Source organism: Sorangiineae bacterium MSr12523 (genome assembly GCA_037157775.1).
GTDB lineage: Bacteria > Myxococcota_A > Polyangia > Polyangiales > Polyangiaceae > Pendulispora > Pendulispora brunnea.
Genome location: CP089982.1, coordinates 1,031,449 through 1,051,880 on the forward strand (window position 1 = coordinate 1,031,449; position 20,432 = coordinate 1,051,880).

Genomic DNA, 20,432 nt, shown 5'->3' on the forward strand with positions numbered 1-20,432 from the left:
AGCGCTGCCGGGTGGGGCAGCATCTCTTTGTCTTGCTTTAGGCGAGGCGGGCGTCGATGAGTTCGGCGACGCGGTGGGACATGGCCATGATGGTCATTTGGGGATTCACGCCCAGGGCAGATGGGACGGCCGAGCCGTCGGCGACGTAGAGGCTTTCGATTTCGTGGGTCTCGTGGTCCGGGCCCAGGACGGAGGTGCGAGGATCGGTGCCGATGCGGCAGGTGCCCAGGGGATGGTAGGCGGTGACGTCGAAGTCGCCGGGATGGAAGGCGTGGGTGGCGAGGCGGCGCAGTTCGGCGCCGGTGCGTACTTCTTCGAGGCCGGGAAGCATGGGGAGTACGCGGCGTGCGCCGGCGGCGAGGAAGATTTCGCAGAGGATGGCGACGGCGCGGGCCATCTTGACGCAGTCGGCGTCGTTCATGTTGTACGTGATGAACGGGTGGGCGGCGCCGCCGGGGACGGCCCGTACGGTGCCGCGTGAGCTGTCCTCGATCATGATGCCGAACTGCGCGATGTGGCGGTACTGCTCCATGAGGCGGCTGAAGGCCGTGCCCACCCAGGGAACGCCGATGGCCGTGACGTCGAGTGGCGTGGAGCCACCTTCGAACATCAGGCCTTCGTCGCGGAATTGATCCACCGCGTAGCCTTGCGGGATGGCATTGGCCATGTCGATCGGCTCGTCGAAGACGGCGATGACCCGCGTGGCAGGATGGATCGACAGGTTCTTGCCCAATGCGGCGTTGCCATGCAGAACGCCCGCGCGTTCGAGGAGGACGGGGGTCATCAGTGCACCGCCTGCGAGCACCACGGCGTCGGCGCGTACGCGCAGCTCGTAGCCCGAGCCAAGGCGTGCACGAACACCGCGCGCGCGGCCCTCTTCGATGCAGATGCTCGTCGCCTCGGCGGCGGTGATGAGCTCTGCGCCGCGCAGCAGCGTCTGCGGGATGTAGCTCACGTCGGTGGAGCGCTTGGCGCCGGTGGGGCAGCCGAAGACGCACACGCCTTGCCCGTCGCAATCCGGTGCGTTGCGCTGCAGCGGATGGTGCGAGTATCCGAGTGCATCGGCCCCACGCGCGATGACCCGGCCGATGCCGCCCGTGAGTTCGCGCTTTGCAGGCGTGACCTCGAGCATGCGCTCCACGCGTTCGTAGTACGGCCCGAGTTCGTCGTGCGCGACCTCGGAGAGGCCCAGCTCGCGCTCCCATCGATCGAAGATGCGCCCCGGTGCGCGGTAGCACGTGCCGGAGTTGATCACGGTGCTGCCGCCGACGGCGCGGCCCGCCCACACGGGGGTGCCGATGTTGCCCACGGCCACGGTGAGCCCTTGGTCGCGGTACAACTTGCGCGACATCTCCGCGGCGCGCGCGGTGAAGGACGAGCGGCGGTGGTAATCGCCTTCCTCGAGCAGCAAGACGGCGCGGCCGCGGGAGGCCAGTTCGTAGGCGCAGGCGGCACCGCCGGCGCCGGTGCCGATGACCACGACCTCGCAATCCACCTGGAGGTTCTGCCGGATGCTGCGCCCATCGCGAACGCGCTGCATCCAGCGCACCGGCTCGTCGATGGTGACGAGCTTCAGGCGGGTGCGTTGGTCCCGCACCGGATCGCCGGTTTTGCCGTAGGAGCAGCCGACGCGCTCGAACATGTCCGCGTCGTCGTAGTGCGCGGCCTTGAGTGGCGTGAGGATGGCCCGCAGCAGCGCACGGCGCGGGTGCAGCTGCGAACGCTGCCAGTCCTCGAGGAAGGTGCGGGCCCGGTCCGGGGGAAGCTTCGACAGCCGGCGGCCGGTCGACGGAATGGCGGCCAGCTCCGCCGCCCAGAGCAGCGCCTTGATGCCCAGCCAATGCAGCTCGGTGCCTTCTTTCAGCCAGCGCTGAAGGCGCGTCAGCGTGATTTCGCCGCCGCCGGGCAAGATTTCCCCGTCGGGAATGGCCGCGCGGGCGAGGGCTACGACGATTCGTTGTTCCTGCGCGCTGAATGCCATCATCCTGTATATTCTGTAAATGCAGAATGTTCAGGAGGCAAGCTCCTCCTGCTCCCTGAACCTCTGAGCCCTAAATCCTGTCCCCTAAACCCTGAACCCTCGAAGAAGCCAGGCCGCGATGGCTTCCCACACGTGGGACGAGCGGCGGCCGGTGACGAGGGACATGTGCCCCGGCGCGGGGCCGCCTCGATCGTCGTCTGCGATGACTTGCATGTCTCTGATGCCGGCGGTGCGCTCCAGCATGCGCTCCGCGCACTCGGGGACGCAGCGAAGCTTGTCGGCCTTGCTGGCGATGGCGAGCACGGGGATGCGCACGTTGGAAAGTGCGCGCACGTAGTCGATGGCCCCGTCGTCGCTCGTCCACGTGCCCTCGCGGCTGGCGCGCACGGCGGCGGCCATCACGCTTGCCGACTCGTCGTCGGTGCCGAGCCCCAACGCACGCGCGGGGAAGTGCCCGCGGGCCTCGATCATGCTCGCCACGTAGGCCATGGCCGCGCGCTTGGCTTGCCACCTGAGCAACGACGGTTCGAAGCGAGGGAGCCACACGTTGGTGGCGACGGCGACGATGGCATCGGCGTCGAGGACCCCGATGCCGCGGGCGGCGAGCGCAACGTGGCCTCCGAGCGCGTGACCAACGACGGCGAGCGGCCCTTTCCAGCGTGCCCGCGCGCACTCGGCGACGGCCGCGAGATCGTGCTGGATGAACGCGTCGTACGTGACCTCGCTTCGAGAAGCGCTCTCCCCGTGGCCGCGAAAGTCGAACGCCAGGGTGCGGAATCCCTGCCCGGTGAGGAACGAGGCGAGCCCCCGTCCGTCACGCAGGAACGACTGCCGCGAGGCGAACTCCGCGTGTGCCAAAAGGACGGTGCCGCGCGCCCGCAGGATCGGCTCCTGCGCGGTGGCGCGAAGCGAGACCCCGTCGGAGGTGCGGATCTCGATTTCTTCGGTGAAGGGTGGTCTCACGCCATCGACCTCCATCGAGCGTCATCGAGGCTCAATCCAGCGAGAGCACGCCGATCTCGCCGCCCACCGAGACGTCGAGGTGCGTCGCGGCGTCGGCCTCCAGGGTGCCGGATTGGGCATCCCAGTGCGCGAGCACGGCGCGGAAGTACGGCGGCTCCGCCGACTGCACCGACACGATCGATCGATTTTTCGTGCGCAGCGCATCTTCGCCGATGGCCTTCACCACCACGGTGCCCGAGCGCTGCACCAGGCTGACTTCATCCGTGGGCGCCGTGAAATGCGGCCCGCCATCGAACGGATCCACGCGTTCGGCGTAGCGGAAACCGATGCGGCGGAGCATCTTCTCGACCCCGCGGGTCTGCGAGCCCACCTTGCCGATGACGTCCTGCGCCTGCTTCGGCAGGAGCGACGCGTAGAAGGTCCCCTCCGGGAAGAGTCCCCGAATGAACTCCTTGTTTTGCTTGGACAAAACGTCGGCCTCGGCGTAGCTCAGGTCGGTAAAATGCCGGCCCAGAGCATCCCAGAGGTGCGAGGTGCCGTCGGCCTCGAGGGGCGGGAGAAGCTCGGCGAGAAGCTCGTCGCGGAAGGCCTCGCGGTGCAGTTTGATGAAGAGGAAGCGCACGTACGAGATGAATTGCCCGAGCCGCTCCGGAAAGCGGCGGTACTCGGGGAGAAGCACCAGGCCGCCGATCTCCGTCGGGCCGTTGTACGAGTAGCCGATGGAGAGCACCGTGTGCTTGAAATGCCGGTCCAACGTGGCCGAGTAGCGTTCCTCGTCGATGACGTCGAGGTAGATGTACGGTGCATCCCTGCGCCCGAGCTGAGCAATGATCATCGAGGTGCCGATGATGCGTTGCTTCTCGCGATCGACGAGGACGAAGACGTACTCGCGGCGCTTCGCGTCCTTGATTTCACCGGTGAAACTCTTCTGCGCCAGGTCCAGCAGGTGCGCGATGGCATCGCGGCTGAAGGGCAGATTGACCGTGTTCAGGTGATGCGCCAGCTCGAGGAGTTCGTCCTCATCGGAGGCGAGGGCACCGCGGATCTCGAAGGCCGGCATGCGCGGCGTTTCTGCCACAGAGTCGCGAGTTTCGTCCAGCCCGCGTGGTAGCCGACGGTGGAAATGGTGGGGTTTCAGCGGAATTCTGCCGAAATTACTCGAGATCGCTTGCGGAAGTGACCTAAAAAGCCGGTCGGGCTGCACCTGAATCGGGCCCGCAACCTGGCATCTGTAGGCGGGAGGTTTTAGTCTCTAGGGTCTTCTCATGTTGCCGACGGATCGCCGAACCTCATGGTTGGTCTGGCTGGTGGTGATCGCCGCCGCCGTCCACCTCCATTGGGACGCGGCCCAGGGCGGCAAATGGGTCGCGAATGCCCATCTGGATCGCGTGGCCCTGGAAGATCTCGGTGAGAAGGTCCGAGAGCGCGTGCGCTCCAGCCAGGTACCGCAGGAGTTCGTCATCGATACGGGCACCAAACCCGACGAGAACCCCGAGGAGCCGCCTCCGCCGCCCGAGCCCGAGAAGAAGAAGGAAAAGGACAAAGAGAAGGAAAAGGTCGCCGCGGCCACGCCCCCGAAGAAGGACGCGCCCAAGCCCGAGGAAAAGAAGATCGCGATCGTCGAGAAGAAGGAGGAGGCCAAGGTCACGCCTCCTCCGAAGGCGCTCGACGACAAGCGCATCGCGGTGAAGCAGCACGTCAAACCCGACCAGGAGGACAACCCCAACGCGAAATTCGTCGGGGACGAGGCCAACAAGGTCGATCAGGAATCGGTGGCGACGCAAACGTCGCACGATCAGGACGATCCGAACCCCACGCCGGGGGGCAACCATCCGGGGGCCGACCCCAGGATGGGCGACAGCGAGAAGAACAAAATCGCCGAGAGCGAAGAGCACGCGGGCGAGAAAAACCGCGCGCCGGGCGAGAAGGGCACCGAGTTCACCGTCCAACCGATGCCGCCGCCGGAAAAGCCCATGGGGCCGACCGCATCGCAGGGGCCGTCGTCGCAGGTGCCGCCGCAGTCGGGCGGTGACGGGCAACCGTCGCAGAATGCGCAGGGGCAGGCGTTGCCCGGCGGCGGTGTGAATTCGCCGGACGTGGTGAGCTCGCAGGGTGGAAGCTGGTCGTTCAACCCGATTCGGCCGGGGGCCACGGCGGGCATTCCGATGCACCCCGGGCAGCAGAACTCGAACAACAAGGGGCGTGGTCAGAGCGGTGTGCAGATGCTCGGCCTCGGCGGAAAGGCCGGACCGGGGCAGGTGAATTTGAACCTGAACCAGCAAGGCGTGATTGCCGTGGTAGGGCAGGATCAACTGCGCAAGGAGCGCCTGGCCGACGGCGAGCGGCGCAAGAGCGAGCACCGTGGCTCGTGGGTGGCGTCCAACTTCGAGCGGTGGCGGAGCGCCATCGAGAACTACGTGACGTCGGTGAAGCCGGGAAACACGACCGCGCTCAATACGGCCAAGGTGCCCTTCGCGACGTACCTCGTGTCGATGCACAATCGGATTCACCCGATTTTCGCGGACAATTTCCTGGGATCGCTGGATAGCCTGCCGCCGTCGCACCCGATGAACGACCAAAAGCTGGTGACGCGGCTCGAGATCGTCCTGACGAAGGAGGGGCAGCTTCATCATATGGGTGTCGTGAAGACCAGCGGCATTACCGCCTTCGACATCGCGGCCCTGGACTCGGTGCAGCGCGCATCGCCCTTTGGGACGGCGCCCTCGGCCATCGTTTCGCCGGATGGTCGCGTGTACCTGCATTGGGAATTCCACCGCGACGACTACGCGTGTTCGACCATCAATGCGCGGCCGTTCATGCTTTCCACCCCCCCGTCCTCGCCGCCGGAGGACCCCACCCCGTCGCCGCTGCCGCGTCCGAGGCCCAACGAGGGGCCGCCGCAAGGCAACACCCCGGATACGCGTCAGGGCTTCTTTTTGCCCCCAACACGAATGGGTACATCGGGCTAGACTGCCGCCGTGCTTGCCCCTGCTGATCGTCCGTCGCACGAAGACTCCAAGGGCGACCCTCCGCCCGAAGCGTCCCCGGCGCCCCATTCTTCCGGATCGCCCGGGACGAAGCCTGCTCCCGTCGTGCGCTCGACGTGGATCCTGCGCGTGGCGGCGGTTTGCGGTGTGGTGGCGGCACTATTGGGGCGCATCATCGCGCCGGGGCTTCGGGGCAATGCCTCGGAGAACGTCGTGGTCTTTTGGGATCGCGCGGCGGCCGTCAGCTCCTACGCGATGTCGTGCATCCTCATCGCCACGCTGCTCATGGGGCTCTTCGAGGTGTCGCGCCGGCCGAGGCTCGGATTCGGCGTGCGCATCGCCACCGTCATCAGCGTGGGCATCGTGGTGGCCACGGTGCTTCCCGCGTTCCAACGCCGGTTGCCACTCGCCCTCGCCGTATTGATGTCGATTGCAACGAGCAGCCTGGCGATCAGCGCCGCGCTCAATTCGCTCCGTTCGGCGCATACGCGTGCGGTGGGTGCGGTGTTGGGCTTTTTCGGAGTTGCGGCGTTGGTGCGTTTGTTCGCGTGGGAGCTCGCTGTGGTGGCGGGCGATCACGCGAGTGCGAACTTGTACGGGTGGAGTCGTGTGGCGGCGACGGGTGCGGTGGTGTTCGAGGGCATCGCGCAGTTGATCGCGGCGGCGTGGCTGGGGACGCGCACGCGTTTGCTCGGGCAGATCATGTCCAGCGTGGCCGTGGCCGCGGCCTTCGTGGTCACTTGGGGTGCGGCGCGCGGGGCGCAGCCGGGTGCCGAACCGTGGCAAGCGGTGCTGCATACGTCGCTGGGTGAAGCGGTCGGCGTTCCACCATCGTATGGCCTCGGCGCGATTGCGACCTTTCTCGTGGCGGCGTCGATTCTGTTCGCCGTGGTGGCCGTGCTTCAACGGCGTCAGGTGGTGACCATCACGAGCGCGCTCGCGCTCGCGCTCATCGGGCGCGGTGCCTACGATGCGCCGCTGCGAGCGCTGGCGGCGGCCGCGGCTGCGGTGTGGATGATGCTCGCGTTCTCCGACGACCGCGCCATGTGGCGCACGCTTCTCGCCGAGCGCGAAGAGCGCCTGCGCCGTGAAGATGGGCGCAACGCGAACGAGGACGAGGCGCGGCTCGGCACCGAAGAAGCGGTGGAGAAACCCGGACCCGGCTAGGGCCATCAGAATTCGGGAGTCCCCACTTCCGGAGGTCTGATGCGGGCGAACGCGGGTCGGGCAATGGCGGTGGTGTGCCTCTTGATGGCCGCTGGCTGTGAGCGCAGCGTGCCCGAAGAGGAAACGGCTGCGGAAACCGCGCAGGCCATTCAGGGCGGCGAGATCGACGTGCGCGACGCCTTCGCCGTGGGCATCGTGGATCGGCAAACGTCGGTGCTGTGCTCCGGCACGCTCATCGCGCCGAATCTCGTGCTGACCGCTCGGCATTGCGTCGCGTCCATCAGCAGCGAGGTGGTGCGCTGCGCGACCGATACGTTCGGTCCGGCGCGCGATGCGAGCTCGTTCTGGATCACCAACGACGTGCGCTTGCAGAATTCGCAGGCGGTGATCTACCGGGCGAAAAAGGTGATCGTGCCCGACAGCCCAAAGCTTTGCGGAAACGATATTGCGCTCATCCAGCTGGAGACGATGCTGCCCGAGGGCTCGCCCATGGCCACGCCGGCCATCGAACGGCCGCTCACCGATCCGGGCTACGACCGCTCCGTTGCGGCCATTGGCTACGGGGCCATCTCGCCGGCCGGCAAAGGCGCGGGCACGCGCCGCATCCGCGAGAACATTGCCATCGCGTGCATCCCGGGCGACGCGAAGATCGGTTGCCCGAAGGACGATGAGCTACGGGCGAGCGAATTCATCACCGACGATGGAACCTGCCAGGGAGATTCGGGCTCGGGCGCCTTCGAGCAACGGGGCTACGCCTCCGGCAATGCGCTGACATTCGGTGTGCTTTCGCGCGGGGGCCAGGACCACGACGCCGACAAATGCATCGGCGCTGTCTACACGCGGGTGGATGCGTTTCGTGATCTCATCGTGAACGCGGCGCTGGAGGCTGCGCGCGATGGTCAGTACGAGCCGCCTGCGTGGACCAATGCACCGCGCATCGACTGGGCCGATGCGGGGCTTTTCTCGGACGGAAACAGCGATCTGTCCGGCGCAGGCAAGGCGAATTCGGGCGAAGCCGGCGATAAAGGCTGCACGGCCTCGGCGCACCTGACGGCGGGCGAGGCCATGGGATGGCTTGCTGCGATGGCGCTGCTCAGCGCGGGAAGGCGGAGGAGTTCCCTCCGTCGACGGTGATGACGCACCCGGTGGTGACAGCTGCCAGCGCCAGATAGACGAAAGCGTCGGCCACGTGCTCGCCCTCGACCTCGCGCGAGAGGAGGTTCGAGCGGAAATACTCGTCCACGGTGAGCCCGCGGTTTTTCGCCCGCGACTCGGCCAGGCCGCCGCCGAACAACTGCGTGCGCACGCGATCGGCGTTCACCGCATTGGAGCGGATGCCGTACTTCCCGAGGTCCACGGCGTATTGCCGCATCAAACCGACGAGCGCGGATTTGGCGACGGCATAGGGCCCGAAGCCCGCCCCGGGGTTGAACGCCGCCTTGCTGGCATTGAAGAGGAGCACGCCGCCGGTGCCTTGCGCGAGCATCACCTCCGAGGCCGCCCGCGCCACGTGATTGTGCGCGAGCAGGTTGATCTCGAGCGAATCGCGAAGGACTTCCTCACCGCGCGCGGTATCGAGCCGGCCTTCCGGCGCATTGCCCGCGTTGGAGACGACGATGTCCAGGCCCCCGAAGAAGGCGACGGCGCTGTTGGTGGCGGCGATGACGCTCTTCGATTGGGTGACGTCGCAGGTGATGGCCAGCGCCGTGCGTTTCCCGTGCTTGGCCGCGAGCCCTTCGTGAACGTGCGCCAGCGCCTCGCCATCGCGATCGAGCAAGGCCACGTGCGCCCCGAGTTGGAGGAGTTTTGCCGCGGTGGCCTGCCCGATGCCGGAGGCAGCGCCGGTGACCAGGGCAATCTTGCCGGAAAGCGGGGCCGGGGCTTTCTTGCCGAGCTGCAGCTTGGCCTGCTCGAGGCTCCAGTACTCCATGTCGAACAAGTCGGACCGGCTCACCGGCTCGTACGTCCCGATGTCCGCGGCGTCGGTCATCACTTGCACGGTGTGCTCGTAGATGTCCGCCGCGATGTCGGCCTCTTTCAGGGTGCGCCCCACGGCGCAAATGCCCACGCCGGGCAGGAGAATGACCCGAGGCCAGGGGTCGAGCTTCTTGCGCTGCACGTTCTTCGCGCGGCACATCGACTCGAAGTAATTGTCGTAAGCATGTGCATACTGCACGATGGCGTGCTCGACGCGGTTGCGGAACTCGTCGAGGTCCGCATAGTCGGGCTTGGAAAGGAAGATCGCCGTCGGCTTGGTGCGAATGACGTGGTCGGGCGTGGCGCACCCAATGGCCACGAGCTCCTCGGCATCGGGCCGCTCCAGGAAGGAGAGCACCGTGTCGGTGGTGCGGACGGACAGGAGCGGCCCGGATTCACCGGCCTCGCCGGCGAGCTTGGCGAGCACGCCGCGGATGCGTGGCAGGAGGCGCGCCCGGTCGGAGTTGCCCCAGAGCATGTGGCGCGAGGACGCCAGGCTGCCGGCAGGGGAGATTTGGCCGGGCAGAAAGCTCGTGGTGCGGCGCGAGTCGGTGAGGTACCGCTCGGCGCGGGTCACCGCGGCGATCATGGCTTCGTAGCTTTCCTTCGCCGTCTCGCCGAAGGTGAAGATGCCGTGTTTCTCCAGGACGATGAGCGTCGGCGTTTCGCCCTTTTTGACGACGGCGTCGAAGGCGTCGCTGCATCGCTTCGCGAGCTCGAAGCCGGGCATGACGTAGGGGACCCATACGAGGCCGCGGCCATAGACGTGCGAGCAAATGCGCTCGGCATCGGGCTGGTCGGCGATGGAGAGCACCGCATCGGCGTGCGTATGATCCACGAAGCGCGCGGGAAGCCAGGCATGGAGGAGCGTTTCCACGCTGGGGTTGGGCGCATGCGCATCGAGCAGGGCGAGCCGCAGCTCGTTGACCATTTGCTCGTCGGTGAGGGCGGGGAGGCTGCGAAGCTTGCGAAGTGTGGCGAGGCGCACGGCGGGGTGGCCGGCCGGCTCGATGGAGGCCAAGTCGCTTCCCGAGCCCTTGATGTAGAGGACCTCGACGCCCTCACCGAAAACGTCGCGCTCGACGCCTTTGGCGGAGGTGTTTCCACCGCCGTGCAGGACGAGCGACGCATCTTGGCCGAGCAGGCGCGCCGTGTACGTGCGAGCGGCGACGGTTTCTGCCACCCCGCGCGAGGTCAAAGTCTGCTGAAAATGCGCCGCTTCTGCATCGACGTACCGTGATCTCACCGCTTACCTCATAGCAGGGGCGCACTCCTTCGTGGTGGAGCATTACCTTGCTACGGTAGCGCCCGTCGCAGCGGACAATGCCGGCGCCGAAGCCGTGCGAGACGAAAAGCGCCGAGCCCGCACCGCGGTATTTCCGCTGAGTTGTGGCGATCGTACGAGGAACATTCGCGGTCGCCTTGACAGCGGGAGCGCGCCTCGCTATTCCACGCTCTCGCAAAGCAGGCGCGTAGCTCAGTGGTAGAGCACTACCTTGACACGGTAGGGGTCGTTGGTTCAATCCCAATCGCGCCTACAATTACTCCACGAGACTCAAGTCCGTGGAGTTTTTGATTTTGTGGCCCGCGTCGATTGGCGTGAGCTGCCTCTTCGAAATCGGGTGCGGCGTCTCTGTATCCCGAATTGCATCCCGAAAACGGGAGTCGCATTCGCTCTCCAACGCGTAGTGCTTGCACGTTGCCGTTCAGGGGGAAAGGCTCTCGTCGGACGCGTCGGTGTGGATCGCGGGGTCATCCTCGGTCGCGCGCGTGCCCGATCGTGAATACGACTCGCGACAATTGTCGATGCAATGCTCGTGTTCCTCTTGGTTGTTGCAGCCAAAGGCTGGATGGCGACTGCAGCTATCCTCGCACGGGTCGGAGGCCTGGGCACGACGCACGTGGACGGTGCTGACGAGGGATGGAATCATTACGAGCACCACGCAGGTTGGAATGAATCGGCGTCTGATCATGCAGGGACTCTGCACCGCCCATCGCGGACCTGGCGACTGACACGACCTGACACTTGGGACTCGGAGACCGCTTGTCGCGTGGCCGGCGCGAGGACCGATGGTGCCCATCCAACCCCGCGAATGCCTCTCATTGTCGAGCCGGGGGCATGGAGCGCGTGACTTGACCTGGCGCTCTCCGAAACGGTGTTTCTCTTCAGCCGACTTGCCGTCACCCCATTACCCTGGGCGGGTACACCCATCGATAGAGTTGCCACGCGGTCAGTCCTGCGGGAGCCGCTTGCAAGACTCCGGTGATCTCGAAGAGTACGTCGTTGGGCATTTCGTAGGTAGGCGGTGGAAACAGCCGCAGCATCCACTCCATCGAAACACCCGCAAAATAGAATGCGTCCTTCGCGACGTGATTGTAGAGGCCCTCGAAGGCACCGAAGAAGAGGACGGGAACGACGAGTGTCGTTATTCCGAAAATCCAACGCGCCAAGGAATGCGCTGCGTGTGCCGAGAATCACCAGCGCCGCGGGAATGCTGATCAAGAGAACGTGATAACGCGTGTCGGGGCGACGTCGGACGCTCGACCTTCTATACGCACTTCGCCGACAAGGAAGATCTCCTGGTCAGCGGATTCGACGAGTTTCGGAAGGAGCTCCGCCGGCGATTTCCCTCCACGGGTGCCGGGAGCGAGCCGCTCGCGTTCGCGCGCGCGATGATTGAACACGCGCAGGAGTACCGGCCGTTGGTTCGCGTTCTCATCGGCAAGCGCAGCGGGCAGGTGGTGCAGAATCGTTTTCGCAAGCTGATCGTCGAGCTCGTCCAGGAAGATCTCGCCGGCTTCGCGCCCGCCGGTCCACCTCGGGACGCGATGGTGCACTACATTGCGGGAGCGTTCTTGGAATTGCTCGCGTGGTGGCTTGATACGCGAACCCTGCTGGATGCATCCGAGCTGGAGGAGCTCTTCCATCGATTTACGAAGCCAATTCTGCACCGATGGGTTCCGGGGACGAGAAATGGTACGAAGATACGGTAGGAACACTGCATATATGCCGACGTGCACCGGGCCCGACTGAAGAGCACGGCTCGTGAAGCCCAAAGCGGCGGGGTATCGACCGTCCCCGGCGCAAGTGCGGCCCCCTTGGACCTACGTTCGTCATTTTCCCGGGAACCTTTCACGCCGAAAGGGACTCCCTTCCTTCGTATAGGTATACGACATGAACCTCCCGGAGCCGTCCAGCTTGGAACGCCGCGAGCTTGGCACTGATGAGCAGGTCGTGGCACGCGTTCTCGCCGGGGAGGAGCACCTCTTCGAGGTGATCATGCGTCGCAACAACACCCGACTTTACCGCGCCGCCCGTTCGATTCTTCGCAGTGACGATGAAGCGGAGGACGTGATGCAGGACGCGTATGTTCGGGCGTACGCGCATCTTGGCGACTTCCGCGGGGCAGCGGCTTTCTCAACCTGGTTGACGCGCATCGCGGTGCACGAGGCACTCGCACGACTCCGGCAACGTAAGAAGAACGTATCCATCGATGATGAACTCGATGTCGAGGATGAAAGCATGGGCGCGGAAAGCCGAAGTCCTGAACAGTGCACGCATGACGGGGAGCTTCGCGGTGTGCTCGAAGAGGCAATCGATGCGCTTCCTGTTGCTTTCCGAACCGTCTTCATACTGCGTTCGATCGAAGACTTGAGCGTCGCAGATACCGCCGCCACCTTGGGAATTCCCGAGGAAACGGTGAAGACACGGCTTCACCGGGCGCGAAGGCTTCTTCGAGAGTCTCTGGTCGAACGCCTCGAAGCAACGTCCCGCGATGCATTTGCATTCGAGCGACCACGCTGCGACCGAGTGATCCGCGCGGTGCTCGAGCGAATTCGTGCGCACTGAATGACGTGAGCGGGAACCCCAGGGCTCCTCGCGACTCCTTTTGGTATCCCGACCACTCGCGGGAGAAAAGGGAGCACGCCGACGATGCCTCGAACTCTTCTGTCATTCATCTGTTCTGTCGTACTCGCATTCGGATGCGCAGGTTCGAATCAAGGAGAAGCGCAGTCTCCGCCGCCAACCGCAGCGGATGACGGGGAGGTACAGGCGGCGCGCGGTGCGAAGCTGTACGCTGCACGCTGCGCACTCTGCCACGGAGCAAGCGGCGAAGGCTCCCGTGAAGGTCCTCCGGTCGTGGGGAAGGATGCACTTCCACGAGATCCACGGCCGAATCAAAAATATCGCAAAAGCCAATTCAATACAGCACTCGATGTCGCGCAGTTCGTCAGCAAGAATATGCCTCCGAAGAACCCAGGCTCGCTTAGCGAAAGCGAATACTGGGACATCGTGGCTTTCGATCTAAAGGCGAACGGCGTATCGGTCGCGGGTAAACATATCGACGTGTCGAGTGCCGCCAATATCAAGTTGCACTGACCCAATCCGGGTCGTTGTTTGGAACGCTCGATTTCAGCAAGGAGATTCGATCATGCCGGCTCAGATTACGGAAGCAAATACTGCAATTCCGCATCGCGGTGCCATCGCGGCCCGTGACGCTCTCAAGACGCCGTCGAGGCAAAGCTACGAGGTCCTGCATTGGGGCTTCACGGCGGCGCCGGTCTTATTCGGCGCAGACAAATTCTTTCATGTGATGACCAACTGGGACGCCTACCTCTCACCGGCATTCGCCCAGCTTTCGCCTTTCACCGTGCATGGGACGATGCTCGTGGTGGGTGTGATCGAAATGGCCGCCGGCCTGCTTGTCGCGTTGAAGCCGAAGATTGGAGGCGCGGTCGTTGCGGTCTGGCTTGCTGGAATTATCATGAATCTCGCATTCCTAGGCCATTCGTGGGACATCGCGCTACGCGATTTCGGGCTCATGCTCGGGGCCATTGCGCTCTCGCGAATGGCGGTCGCGCACGAACACCACGAGATTCCCTGACGAAGTTCTGCGGTCCAAGTGTCCACGACGCTCGATCCTTGCTGCCGCTCATACGCGGTACGTTCACGGCGTGAATTGCTCCTCTTCGGTCTCCGTCGCGAACGTTTTCCGTACAGGTATGCTCCCGTGGAGTTGGAATCTGAGCGTCGATGCTTCAGAGTGATGGCGGTGAACTATCCGGAACTATGGCAATTCCGCTTCTCGATGTATCCCGAAAAGGCGCGCTGGGCGCTGGACTACAAGAGCGTGCCACATGTCCGCCGTTCGTTGTTGCCGGGACCGCACGCGCTGACGCTGATGCCACGCTTCGGCCAGAAAACCATGCCGATCCTATGTCATGACGGCCGCGTGCTGAAGAATTCGGGGACGGTTCTGGACTACGTCGAGCGAACCTGGCCCGACCCACCGCTGTACCCTGTGGACCCGCAGCAGCGTGCGCAGGCGCTGGAGATTCAGAAGTGGTTCGACGATATCGGTCCGGCGCTTCGCCGTGCAGCTTTCTTCGAGTGGCTACCGCATACCGAGTACGCCGCACGGGTCTTCGCTATGGGCTTTGCGGAGTGGCAGCAGAAGGTGTACGCGTTTGCCTTTCCTTGCGTCCGTGCGGTCATGCGCATGGACATGCATATCGGTGCGAATGGTGCAGAAACCGGCCGCGAGCTGACCAAGGAGGCGCTCGACTTCGTTGTACGCCATGCCACGAAAACCGGCTATCTGGTCGGCAATCGCTTCAGCATTGCCGACCTGACCGCCGCGACGGTGCTTCAACCGACTTGCCTGCCCCCTGAGTACCCGGCGCTGGCGCCGGAGCCGCGCCCCGCGGGCTGGCAGCACTGGTTGAAACGCTGGCAGGATCATCCCGGCCTCGACTACGTGCGGCGCATGTATCGCGATCATCGCGGACAGAGCTGCGCGGTTTCGGAGTGACGGTATCCGTCGGCTTAGCTTACGGCAAGCATTTGCTCGATAATATTTATCGCGATATAGTTATCGCATGGTAGCGATGAAGGATCTCACGCTCGAAGACCAACTCTGCTTCGCGCTCTACGGAGCCAGTGTTGCGGTCCAGCGTGCGTACAAGCCGCTCCTCGATGAGCTGGGGATCACGTACCCGCAATACCTAGCTCTGAGCTCGCTATGGGAAAACGACCGACAGACCGTGGGCTCGATCGCGCGCCGACTCGATCTCGAACCGAGCACGATCACGCCGATCTTGAAACGGCTCGAGCAGGCGGGGTTCGTGACGCGCAAGCGGCAAGCGAATGACGAGAGGCAAGTTGTCGTCCGCCTCACGGCCGCAGGGCGCTCGATGCGCCAGCGCTCGATGTGCCTTCCGATGCGACTTTTCGAAGCCGCCGGTATGCCCCCTAGCCGGCTCATTTCGCTGTTGAAGGAAGTGAAAGCGTTTCGCGAAGCCGTCGCCCGTTCAAGCCGGCGTGATATCCCCGCGGTGCCCCGCGGGCTAACTGCCCCCGTCAACGCTCCGGCGTAACGTGACTGGAGGTGCGCGTTGGTGACTTCGTCTTCCGAGGTGCTCGCATTCGGTCCATTTCGCCTTTCGAGGCGCGAGCGCCTGCTCACACGGGACGGCGTGCCGGTTGACATCGGAGGGCGCGCGCTCGATCTGCTGACGGCGCTCGTGGAGCAACGCGGGCGCGTCGTGTCCAAGCGTGAGCTGCTCGAGCGCGTTTGGCCCGACGTCGTCGTCGAGGACGGAAGCCTTCGCTTCCACATGGCGGCGCTGCGCAAAGTGCTGGGGGACGGCGAAGACGGCGCTCGCTATATCAGCACGCAGGTCGGTGTCGGTTACGCGTTCGTTGCGTCCGTCGAGGTCATCGTCGCCGAGCGAGCGCCCGCGCAGCACCGGGTCGAATCATCGATCGTGCGTAGCCTGCCCGCGCGCGCGCGGGTGATCGGCCGCGCGCGCGAGCTGACCCTCCTTGCCGAGCAGGTTGCGTCCGCGCCTCTGTTCACGCTCGTGGGGGCCGGCGGGGTTGGAAAAACGACGGTCGCGGTCGAACTCGCACATCGACTCGCGGGGCACTTCGAGCACGTGAGCTTCATCGATCTTGCATCGCTGCAGGACTCCACGCTCCTCGTCTCGACTTTGGCCACTGCGCTCGGAATACCGGTGCAGGCCGAGGACACGATCCGTGTGCTCCTAGGGCACATCAGCAGGCGCAAGCTGCTTCTCGTGTTCGATAATTGCGAACATCTCATCAGCGATGTCTCGAGCCTCGTCGAAAAGATCGGCGACGCGGCTCCTGACGTGTGCGTCTTGTCCACGAGTCGGGAGTCGCTCCGCGTTCGCGGCGAACGCATTCATTGGTTGGGCGGCCTCGAGTATCCGGTCGACCCGGCGGACATGTCGCTGGAACAGCTCCTTGCGTATCCTGCGATCGAGCTATTTGCGGAGCGTGCACGGGCGGCGGACAGCACGCTGCAGATCGATCTCGCCGCGGCTCTCGTCATTGCCAACATGTGTCGGCGGGTCGATGGAATGGCATTGCCGATCGAGCTCACCGCGGTGCGCGTGGCGATGCACGGCTTCGAAGCGACGGCGCGGATGCTGAGCGAGCATTATGCACTCAGTTGGGCCGGACGACGCACCGCGATGCCTCGTCAACAGACGCTGCAGGCAACACTGGACTGGAGCTATGATCTGCTTTCGGATATCGAAAGGCTCACCCTCGATCGCCTGTCGGTGTTCGTTGGTTCGTTTACCCCGGAAGCGGCGCTCGCCGTGGTCGGACGCTCCCCGCTCGCCGCCGGTCGGGCGCTCCCTGCGCTGGACGAGCTAACGGCCAAGTCGTTGGTCGCAACCGATCGCGGGGCGAGCCGCGGAGGCTACCGCCTCTTGGAAATGACCCGTGCGTATGCGCGGGAAAAGCTCAATGCGCGAGGCGCCACGGAGGTACAGGCGACTGCACGCAGCCATGCGACGTATTTCGCGCACGGCGTGGAATTCAATGCATCGCAGTCCGAGCTCGTAGCGTCGCTGGGTAATATCCGGGGTGCCCTCTCGTGGTGCTTTGGGCCCGATGGCGACCCGGCGCTCGCCCTCCAAGTTGCAGCGCGGTGCGTGCCGGTGTTGCTGAAATTGGCTTTACTCGACGAATGCCGCAATTGGTGCGAGCGCGCGCTCGCCCTCATGGAGGATGCGCACCGTGGCACGGCCATCGAGCTCGAATTGCAAGGCGCGTTGGGAACCTGCTTGATGTTGACGCGCGGACATGGCGACAGGGCCGAAGCCGCGCTGCGGCGGGGCCTCGCGCTCTCTTCCGAGCTGGGTGACGACTGGAACGAACTGCGGATGCTGGGACGTCTTCACCTCTTTCACGAACGCATCGGGGACTTCGCGACCGCACTCGCGTGGGCGGAGGATTCCCGGCGGGTCGCCGACAAACTCGGTTCATTCGAAGCACGGGCGGTTTCAGATTGCCTGTTGGGCATCTCGCATCACTTGGCAGGAGAACAGCTACGGGCGCGGGGCGAGCTCGAGCTCTCATTGGATCCGACGTTGCCGCCCGATCTTTATCGAAGCCGCTCCGGGATTGCGCTCGCGCGTTGCCTTTGGTTGCTGGGATATGCGGACCAAGCGCGGGCCGTGGCCGAGCGAACGATTCGCTACGCAGGCGCGTTCGGAAATCCCACCATGCAATCCCTCGTTCGGCTCTGGAACTTGTCGGTGTGTTTGTGGTCTGGCGATCTCGAGAAGGCTCAAGAGGATCTCGGCGTGTTTGCGAGCCTCGCGGAAGCCAATGCATTCGAGCTGTACATCGTGGCGGCGAATGGCTTCCGCGGCCAGCTCGCGATCCTTCAGGGCAGGACGGAGGACGGCGTACGCCAGTTGGAGGCAGCGCTGGCTCGTCTGCGCACGGCTCATTACGCGATGCTGACGAGTACCTTCGTACCGGTGCTCGCAACGGGCTTGATCGACACCGGTCGTAACGATGAGGCTCGCAGGCTTCTCGACGCGACCATCGACGATTGCCGTCGCAATGGTGAGCTGTTCGCACTGCCGGAACTCTTGCGCGTGAAAGCTAGAACGGCGAGCCTTGACGCCGAGAGGTGGCTGCACGATGCCCTCGATTGCGCGCGAGGGCAGGGAGCGCGCGCGTGGGAGTTGCGCGCTTCGAATGATCTCGCACGCGCCTGGCTCGAACGCGGCCAAGTCGAGGACGCTCGGCAGCTGCTACGGCCGCTTCGCGATGGCTTCGACGAAGGCCTCGATACGATCGATATTCGTGAAGCAGATCAGATACTTGCGCAGATCGCTCGCAGCGCCTCATAGCGCCTAACGAGGCATAACGTGCCTCGAGCCGTGCCGGCGGGCAGCTTGGTTCTCGAAACGCGGCGCACGTTGCATGCCCCTATTCGAAAGCCACGCAAACCACGGAGAACGCAATGCAAAATTACCCCGATAACCGAGTTTCGATATCGCCTTCGAACCGTTGGCTCAAAAGCTACTATTTCGTCGGAGCCGCTGTTTCGACTGGTTGGCTCGTTGCGGCGTTGGCGCTTGGAAAAAGCGCGCCGACACTTTCGGCCGTTCTCCTCGTGGCCTATCCGGCCTGGGACGCGATTGCCAATTTCCTCGACGCTCACAAGTCTGGAGGACGGAGGGCCAACCTCAGTCAGACGCTCAATCTCGTGATCAGCATCATCACCGCCATCTGTGTCGGCGTGGCGCTCGGCGTCAGCATGAATGCCGCCTTCGGCGCGTTTTACTTTTTGGTGTCGGCGTTCTGGCTGACCTTCAAGAAGGTCCGTCCGCATACGGCGGCCGTGCACGGCTGAACGTGCCCATCGTGTCCACCAATATTCGATGGCGAAGCACCGTCGCGGTCCTCCTTACGCTAGGTGCCGCGAACCTCGCGGGTGAACGGATTGCACGCGCCGACGAGCCCGACGTGGTCTCCGAGCCCGCACCCGTGCGCCCCGCCGCCGTGCGTGTCGCGGTCGGCGCCGGCGCGATCACGATGCCCGAGTACCCGGGCGCGGCGCGCACGCGCATTCTCCCACTGCCATACATCGACGCGCATGCCGGGCCGCTCTACGTATCGACGCTGAGGGGCATCGGTCTCGAGATCGGCGAAGGGGCACTTTACGGTGGCGCGAGCGTCTACGTGGACCTCGGGCGCAAAGAGAGTTCCGACCCCGAGCGGCTCGCGGGTCGCGGTGATATCGGCTTGGCCGCAGACCCGCGCGTCTACGTCGGGTTGCGGCACGCGCTCGGCAGGACAGCGCTCGTGCGCGTCGAGAGCTCGCTGCATCGGCATCTCGGCGGCAGCGACGCGTTCCTCGCGGACGCGAGGGCGGGGGTGTCCCTCTTTCTCGAGCGCCGGTGGACGCTCGACGGGTCGGTTTCTACGACGTGGATGGACGCACGCTACGCGCGCACGTTCTTCGACGCGAGGGGCAGCGGTATTCGCGACGTCACGATCAGCGTGTTCGGCTCCTACGCCATCAACGAGCGCTGGTCGGTGGGCGCGCTCGCACGCGCGGGTGTGCTCGTGGGAGACGCTGGCGCGAGTCCCGTTGTCGCGACACGGCTACAGCCGTCCACTGTCACGTTCTTGCGCTACGACTTCTGATGTTGGGACACGTTTCACTCGGTGAATTACAATGGATAAACCTTCTCGCGTCATCAAGCCGAGCATGCTCGGCCGGCGCACCCTGCTAAGAGGCATCGCAACCGGCACGGGCATCATCGCCCTGGGCGGTGCGACCCACGTCCTGGCCGACGACGACGCCAGCCGCCGCGCGTCCTCCCTGAAGCGCCCCGATGGTCGCCCCCGGCTGCCGCCGAGCCAGTTCTTACTTCAGCGGTTGCGTCCGATGGGCGGAAGCGAAGGCGATCCGAGCGCGAAGAACTTCAAGCTGCGCGTCTACGGCGAGGTGGAAGCACCCTTCGAAATCGACTTCGCCGAGCTGCTCGAAATGCCACAGGTCGAGCAAACCTGTGACGTTCACTGCGTGACGAAATGGACGGTGCTCGACAGCCACTGGACCGGGGTTCGCGTGGCCGATCTCGCGGCGCGCGCCAAGATGAAGAGGACCGCACGCCACGTCATCTTCGAAGGCGCCAACGGTTACACGTCGAACGTGCTCGTGCGCGAAGCGCTCGCGCCCACCTCGCTCGTCGCCCACCGCTACGAGGGTGCACCGCTGGCACGTCCGCACGGAGCACCGGTGCGTGCGTTGGTGCCGGATCTGTATTTCTGGAAGAGCGCGAAGTGGCTCAGCGGCATTCGATTCAGCGCCGTCGATCAACCTGGCTATTGGGAGGTACGCGGTTACAACAACCACGCCGATCCGTGGAGAGAAGAACGATATGGCTGATGACGGCCCTCCACTGGCGAGAGCGAAAAGATGCTGGGCCGCTTTCTCGTCTCGGAGAAAACAACGCGCTGGACTACGGTAATTACGCGAGCAACGTCTCGCTCGCTCGCGTGCAGTTCGTCTGAC

At 64.7% G+C, this 20,432-nt stretch carries 19 protein-coding genes and 1 tRNA gene; 14 read left to right on the top strand and 6 right to left on the bottom strand.

What is annotated here, in order from left to right; genetic code table 11:
• Positions 1-37 precede the first annotated feature (37 nt).
• The 3 genes from LZC95_04425 to LZC95_04435 form a co-directional block, all read right to left on the bottom strand.
• Positions 38-1,984 carry a GMC family oxidoreductase gene (locus LZC95_04425; GenBank protein ID WXA96085.1) on the bottom strand — a complete coding sequence of 649 codons (1,947 nt, stop codon included), beginning with the start codon at positions 1,982-1,984 and terminating at the stop codon, positions 38-40.
• A gap of 81 nt (positions 1,985-2,065) precedes the next feature.
• Positions 2,066-2,944, bottom strand: coding sequence for a lysophospholipase (locus tag LZC95_04430; protein ID WXA96086.1), 879 nt, complete (start codon positions 2,942-2,944; stop codon positions 2,066-2,068).
• A gap of 31 nt (positions 2,945-2,975) precedes the next feature.
• Positions 2,976-4,004, bottom strand: coding sequence for an arginine N-succinyltransferase (locus tag LZC95_04435; GenBank protein ID WXA96087.1), 1,029 nt, complete (start codon positions 4,002-4,004; stop codon positions 2,976-2,978).
• A 205-nt stretch (positions 4,005-4,209) separates the two neighbouring features.
• Here LZC95_04435 and LZC95_04440 point away from each other — a divergent pair, with 205 nt between their 5' ends.
• From LZC95_04440 to LZC95_04450, 3 genes are read left to right on the top strand one after another with little or no spacing between them, the layout of a single operon-like run.
• Positions 4,210-5,913, top strand: coding sequence for a TonB C-terminal domain-containing protein (locus LZC95_04440; GenBank protein WXA96088.1), 1,704 nt, complete (start codon positions 4,210-4,212; stop codon positions 5,911-5,913).
• A 9-nt stretch (positions 5,914-5,922) separates the two neighbouring features.
• Positions 5,923-7,098 carry a hypothetical protein gene (locus LZC95_04445; protein WXA96089.1) on the top strand — a complete coding sequence of 392 codons (1,176 nt, stop codon included), beginning with the start codon at positions 5,923-5,925 and terminating at the stop codon, positions 7,096-7,098.
• Between the two features lie 39 nt (positions 7,099-7,137).
• Positions 7,138-8,232: a trypsin-like serine protease gene (locus tag LZC95_04450; protein WXA96090.1), complete on the top strand. Its 1,095-nt coding sequence runs from the start codon at positions 7,138-7,140 to the stop codon at positions 8,230-8,232.
• Here LZC95_04450 and LZC95_04455 read toward each other — a convergent pair.
• Positions 8,192-10,321: a bifunctional aldolase/short-chain dehydrogenase gene (locus LZC95_04455; protein WXA96091.1), complete on the bottom strand. Its 2,130-nt coding sequence runs from the start codon at positions 10,319-10,321 to the stop codon at positions 8,192-8,194. The two genes, LZC95_04450 and LZC95_04455, sit on opposite strands and share 41 nt — an antisense overlap.
• Positions 10,322-10,541: 220 nt before the next feature.
• Between LZC95_04455 and LZC95_04460 the strand changes: the two genes are divergently transcribed.
• Positions 10,542-10,613, top strand: a tRNA-Val gene (locus tag LZC95_04460).
• 168 nt (positions 10,614-10,781) lie between these two features.
• Here LZC95_04460 and LZC95_04465 read toward each other — a convergent pair.
• Positions 10,782-11,048: a hypothetical protein gene (locus LZC95_04465; GenBank protein WXA96092.1), complete on the bottom strand. Its 267-nt coding sequence runs from the start codon at positions 11,046-11,048 to the stop codon at positions 10,782-10,784.
• Positions 11,049-11,256: 208 nt separating this feature from the next.
• The gene (locus tag LZC95_04470; protein ID WXA96093.1) at positions 11,257-11,526 is read right to left on the bottom strand and encodes a hypothetical protein; all 270 of its coding nucleotides are present in this window, start codon (positions 11,524-11,526) and stop codon (positions 11,257-11,259) included.
• Between the two features lie 222 nt (positions 11,527-11,748).
• Here LZC95_04470 and LZC95_04475 point away from each other — a divergent pair, with 222 nt between their 5' ends.
• The 10 genes from LZC95_04475 (at position 11,749) to LZC95_04520 (ending at position 20,306) form a co-directional block, all read left to right on the top strand.
• Entirely contained in the window at positions 11,749-12,069 is a 321-nt protein-coding gene (locus LZC95_04475; GenBank protein WXA96094.1) for a TetR family transcriptional regulator C-terminal domain-containing protein, read from the top strand.
• Between the two features lie 181 nt (positions 12,070-12,250).
• Positions 12,251-12,925: an RNA polymerase sigma factor gene (locus LZC95_04480; GenBank protein WXA96095.1), complete on the top strand. Its 675-nt coding sequence runs from the start codon at positions 12,251-12,253 to the stop codon at positions 12,923-12,925.
• Between the two features lie 84 nt (positions 12,926-13,009).
• Positions 13,010-13,456, top strand: a complete 447-nt coding sequence (locus LZC95_04485) for a cytochrome c (GenBank protein ID WXA96096.1) — start codon at positions 13,010-13,012, stop codon at positions 13,454-13,456.
• Positions 13,457-13,508: 52 nt separating this feature from the next.
• Positions 13,509-13,961, top strand: a complete 453-nt coding sequence (locus LZC95_04490) for a hypothetical protein (protein WXA96097.1) — start codon at positions 13,509-13,511, stop codon at positions 13,959-13,961.
• 162 nt (positions 13,962-14,123) lie between these two features.
• A complete protein-coding gene (locus tag LZC95_04495; GenBank protein WXA96098.1) occupies positions 14,124-14,888 on the top strand; it encodes a glutathione S-transferase family protein in 765 nt (254 codons plus the stop codon).
• A 67-nt stretch (positions 14,889-14,955) separates the two neighbouring features.
• A complete protein-coding gene (locus tag LZC95_04500) occupies positions 14,956-15,453 on the top strand; it encodes a MarR family transcriptional regulator (protein ID WXA96099.1) in 498 nt (165 codons plus the stop codon).
• Between the two features lie 21 nt (positions 15,454-15,474).
• Positions 15,475-18,255, top strand: coding sequence for a winged helix-turn-helix domain-containing protein (locus tag LZC95_04505; GenBank protein ID WXA96100.1), 2,781 nt, complete (start codon positions 15,475-15,477; stop codon positions 18,253-18,255).
• Between the two features lie 113 nt (positions 18,256-18,368).
• Complete coding sequence (locus LZC95_04510) at positions 18,369-18,761, top strand: hypothetical protein (protein WXA96101.1); 393 nt, start codon at positions 18,369-18,371, stop codon at positions 18,759-18,761.
• Positions 18,762-18,772: 11 nt separating this feature from the next.
• Positions 18,773-19,558 (top strand): MipA/OmpV family protein, encoded by a 786-nt coding sequence (locus LZC95_04515; GenBank protein WXA96102.1) that lies wholly within the window; start codon positions 18,773-18,775, stop codon positions 19,556-19,558.
• A 31-nt stretch (positions 19,559-19,589) separates the two neighbouring features.
• Positions 19,590-20,306 carry a molybdopterin-dependent oxidoreductase gene (locus LZC95_04520; protein WXA96103.1) on the top strand — a complete coding sequence of 239 codons (717 nt, stop codon included), beginning with the start codon at positions 19,590-19,592 and terminating at the stop codon, positions 20,304-20,306.
• Positions 20,307-20,432 lie beyond the last annotated feature (126 nt).

What these genes read in the sequence shown, in the direction of transcription:
- LZC95_04475 (WXA96094.1), top strand. Translation starts at nt 11,749, where the DNA reads ATGATTGAACACGCGCAGGAGTACCGGCCGTTGGTTCGCGTTCTCATC.
- LZC95_04465 (WXA96092.1), bottom strand. Translation starts at nt 11,048, where the DNA reads ATGATCAGACGCCGATTCATTCCAACCTGCGTGGTGCTCGTAATGATT.
- LZC95_04510 (WXA96101.1), top strand. Translation starts at nt 18,369, where the DNA reads ATGCAAAATTACCCCGATAACCGAGTTTCGATATCGCCTTCGAACCGT.
- LZC95_04480 (WXA96095.1), top strand. Translation starts at nt 12,251, where the DNA reads ATGAACCTCCCGGAGCCGTCCAGCTTGGAACGCCGCGAGCTTGGCACT.
- LZC95_04450 (WXA96090.1), top strand. Translation starts at nt 7,138, where the DNA reads ATGCGGGCGAACGCGGGTCGGGCAATGGCGGTGGTGTGCCTCTTGATG.
- LZC95_04425 (WXA96085.1), bottom strand. Translation starts at nt 1,984, where the DNA reads ATGATGGCATTCAGCGCGCAGGAACAACGAATCGTCGTAGCCCTCGCC.
- LZC95_04435 (WXA96087.1), bottom strand. Translation starts at nt 4,004, where the DNA reads ATGCCGGCCTTCGAGATCCGCGGTGCCCTCGCCTCCGATGAGGACGAA.
- LZC95_04495 (WXA96098.1), top strand. Translation starts at nt 14,124, where the DNA reads ATGGCGGTGAACTATCCGGAACTATGGCAATTCCGCTTCTCGATGTAT.
- LZC95_04520 (WXA96103.1), top strand. Translation starts at nt 19,590, where the DNA reads ATGGATAAACCTTCTCGCGTCATCAAGCCGAGCATGCTCGGCCGGCGC.
- LZC95_04500 (WXA96099.1), top strand. Translation starts at nt 14,956, where the DNA reads ATGGTAGCGATGAAGGATCTCACGCTCGAAGACCAACTCTGCTTCGCG.
- LZC95_04490 (WXA96097.1), top strand. Translation starts at nt 13,509, where the DNA reads ATGCCGGCTCAGATTACGGAAGCAAATACTGCAATTCCGCATCGCGGT.
- LZC95_04440 (WXA96088.1), top strand. Translation starts at nt 4,210, where the DNA reads ATGTTGCCGACGGATCGCCGAACCTCATGGTTGGTCTGGCTGGTGGTG.
- LZC95_04485 (WXA96096.1), top strand. Translation starts at nt 13,010, where the DNA reads ATGCCTCGAACTCTTCTGTCATTCATCTGTTCTGTCGTACTCGCATTC.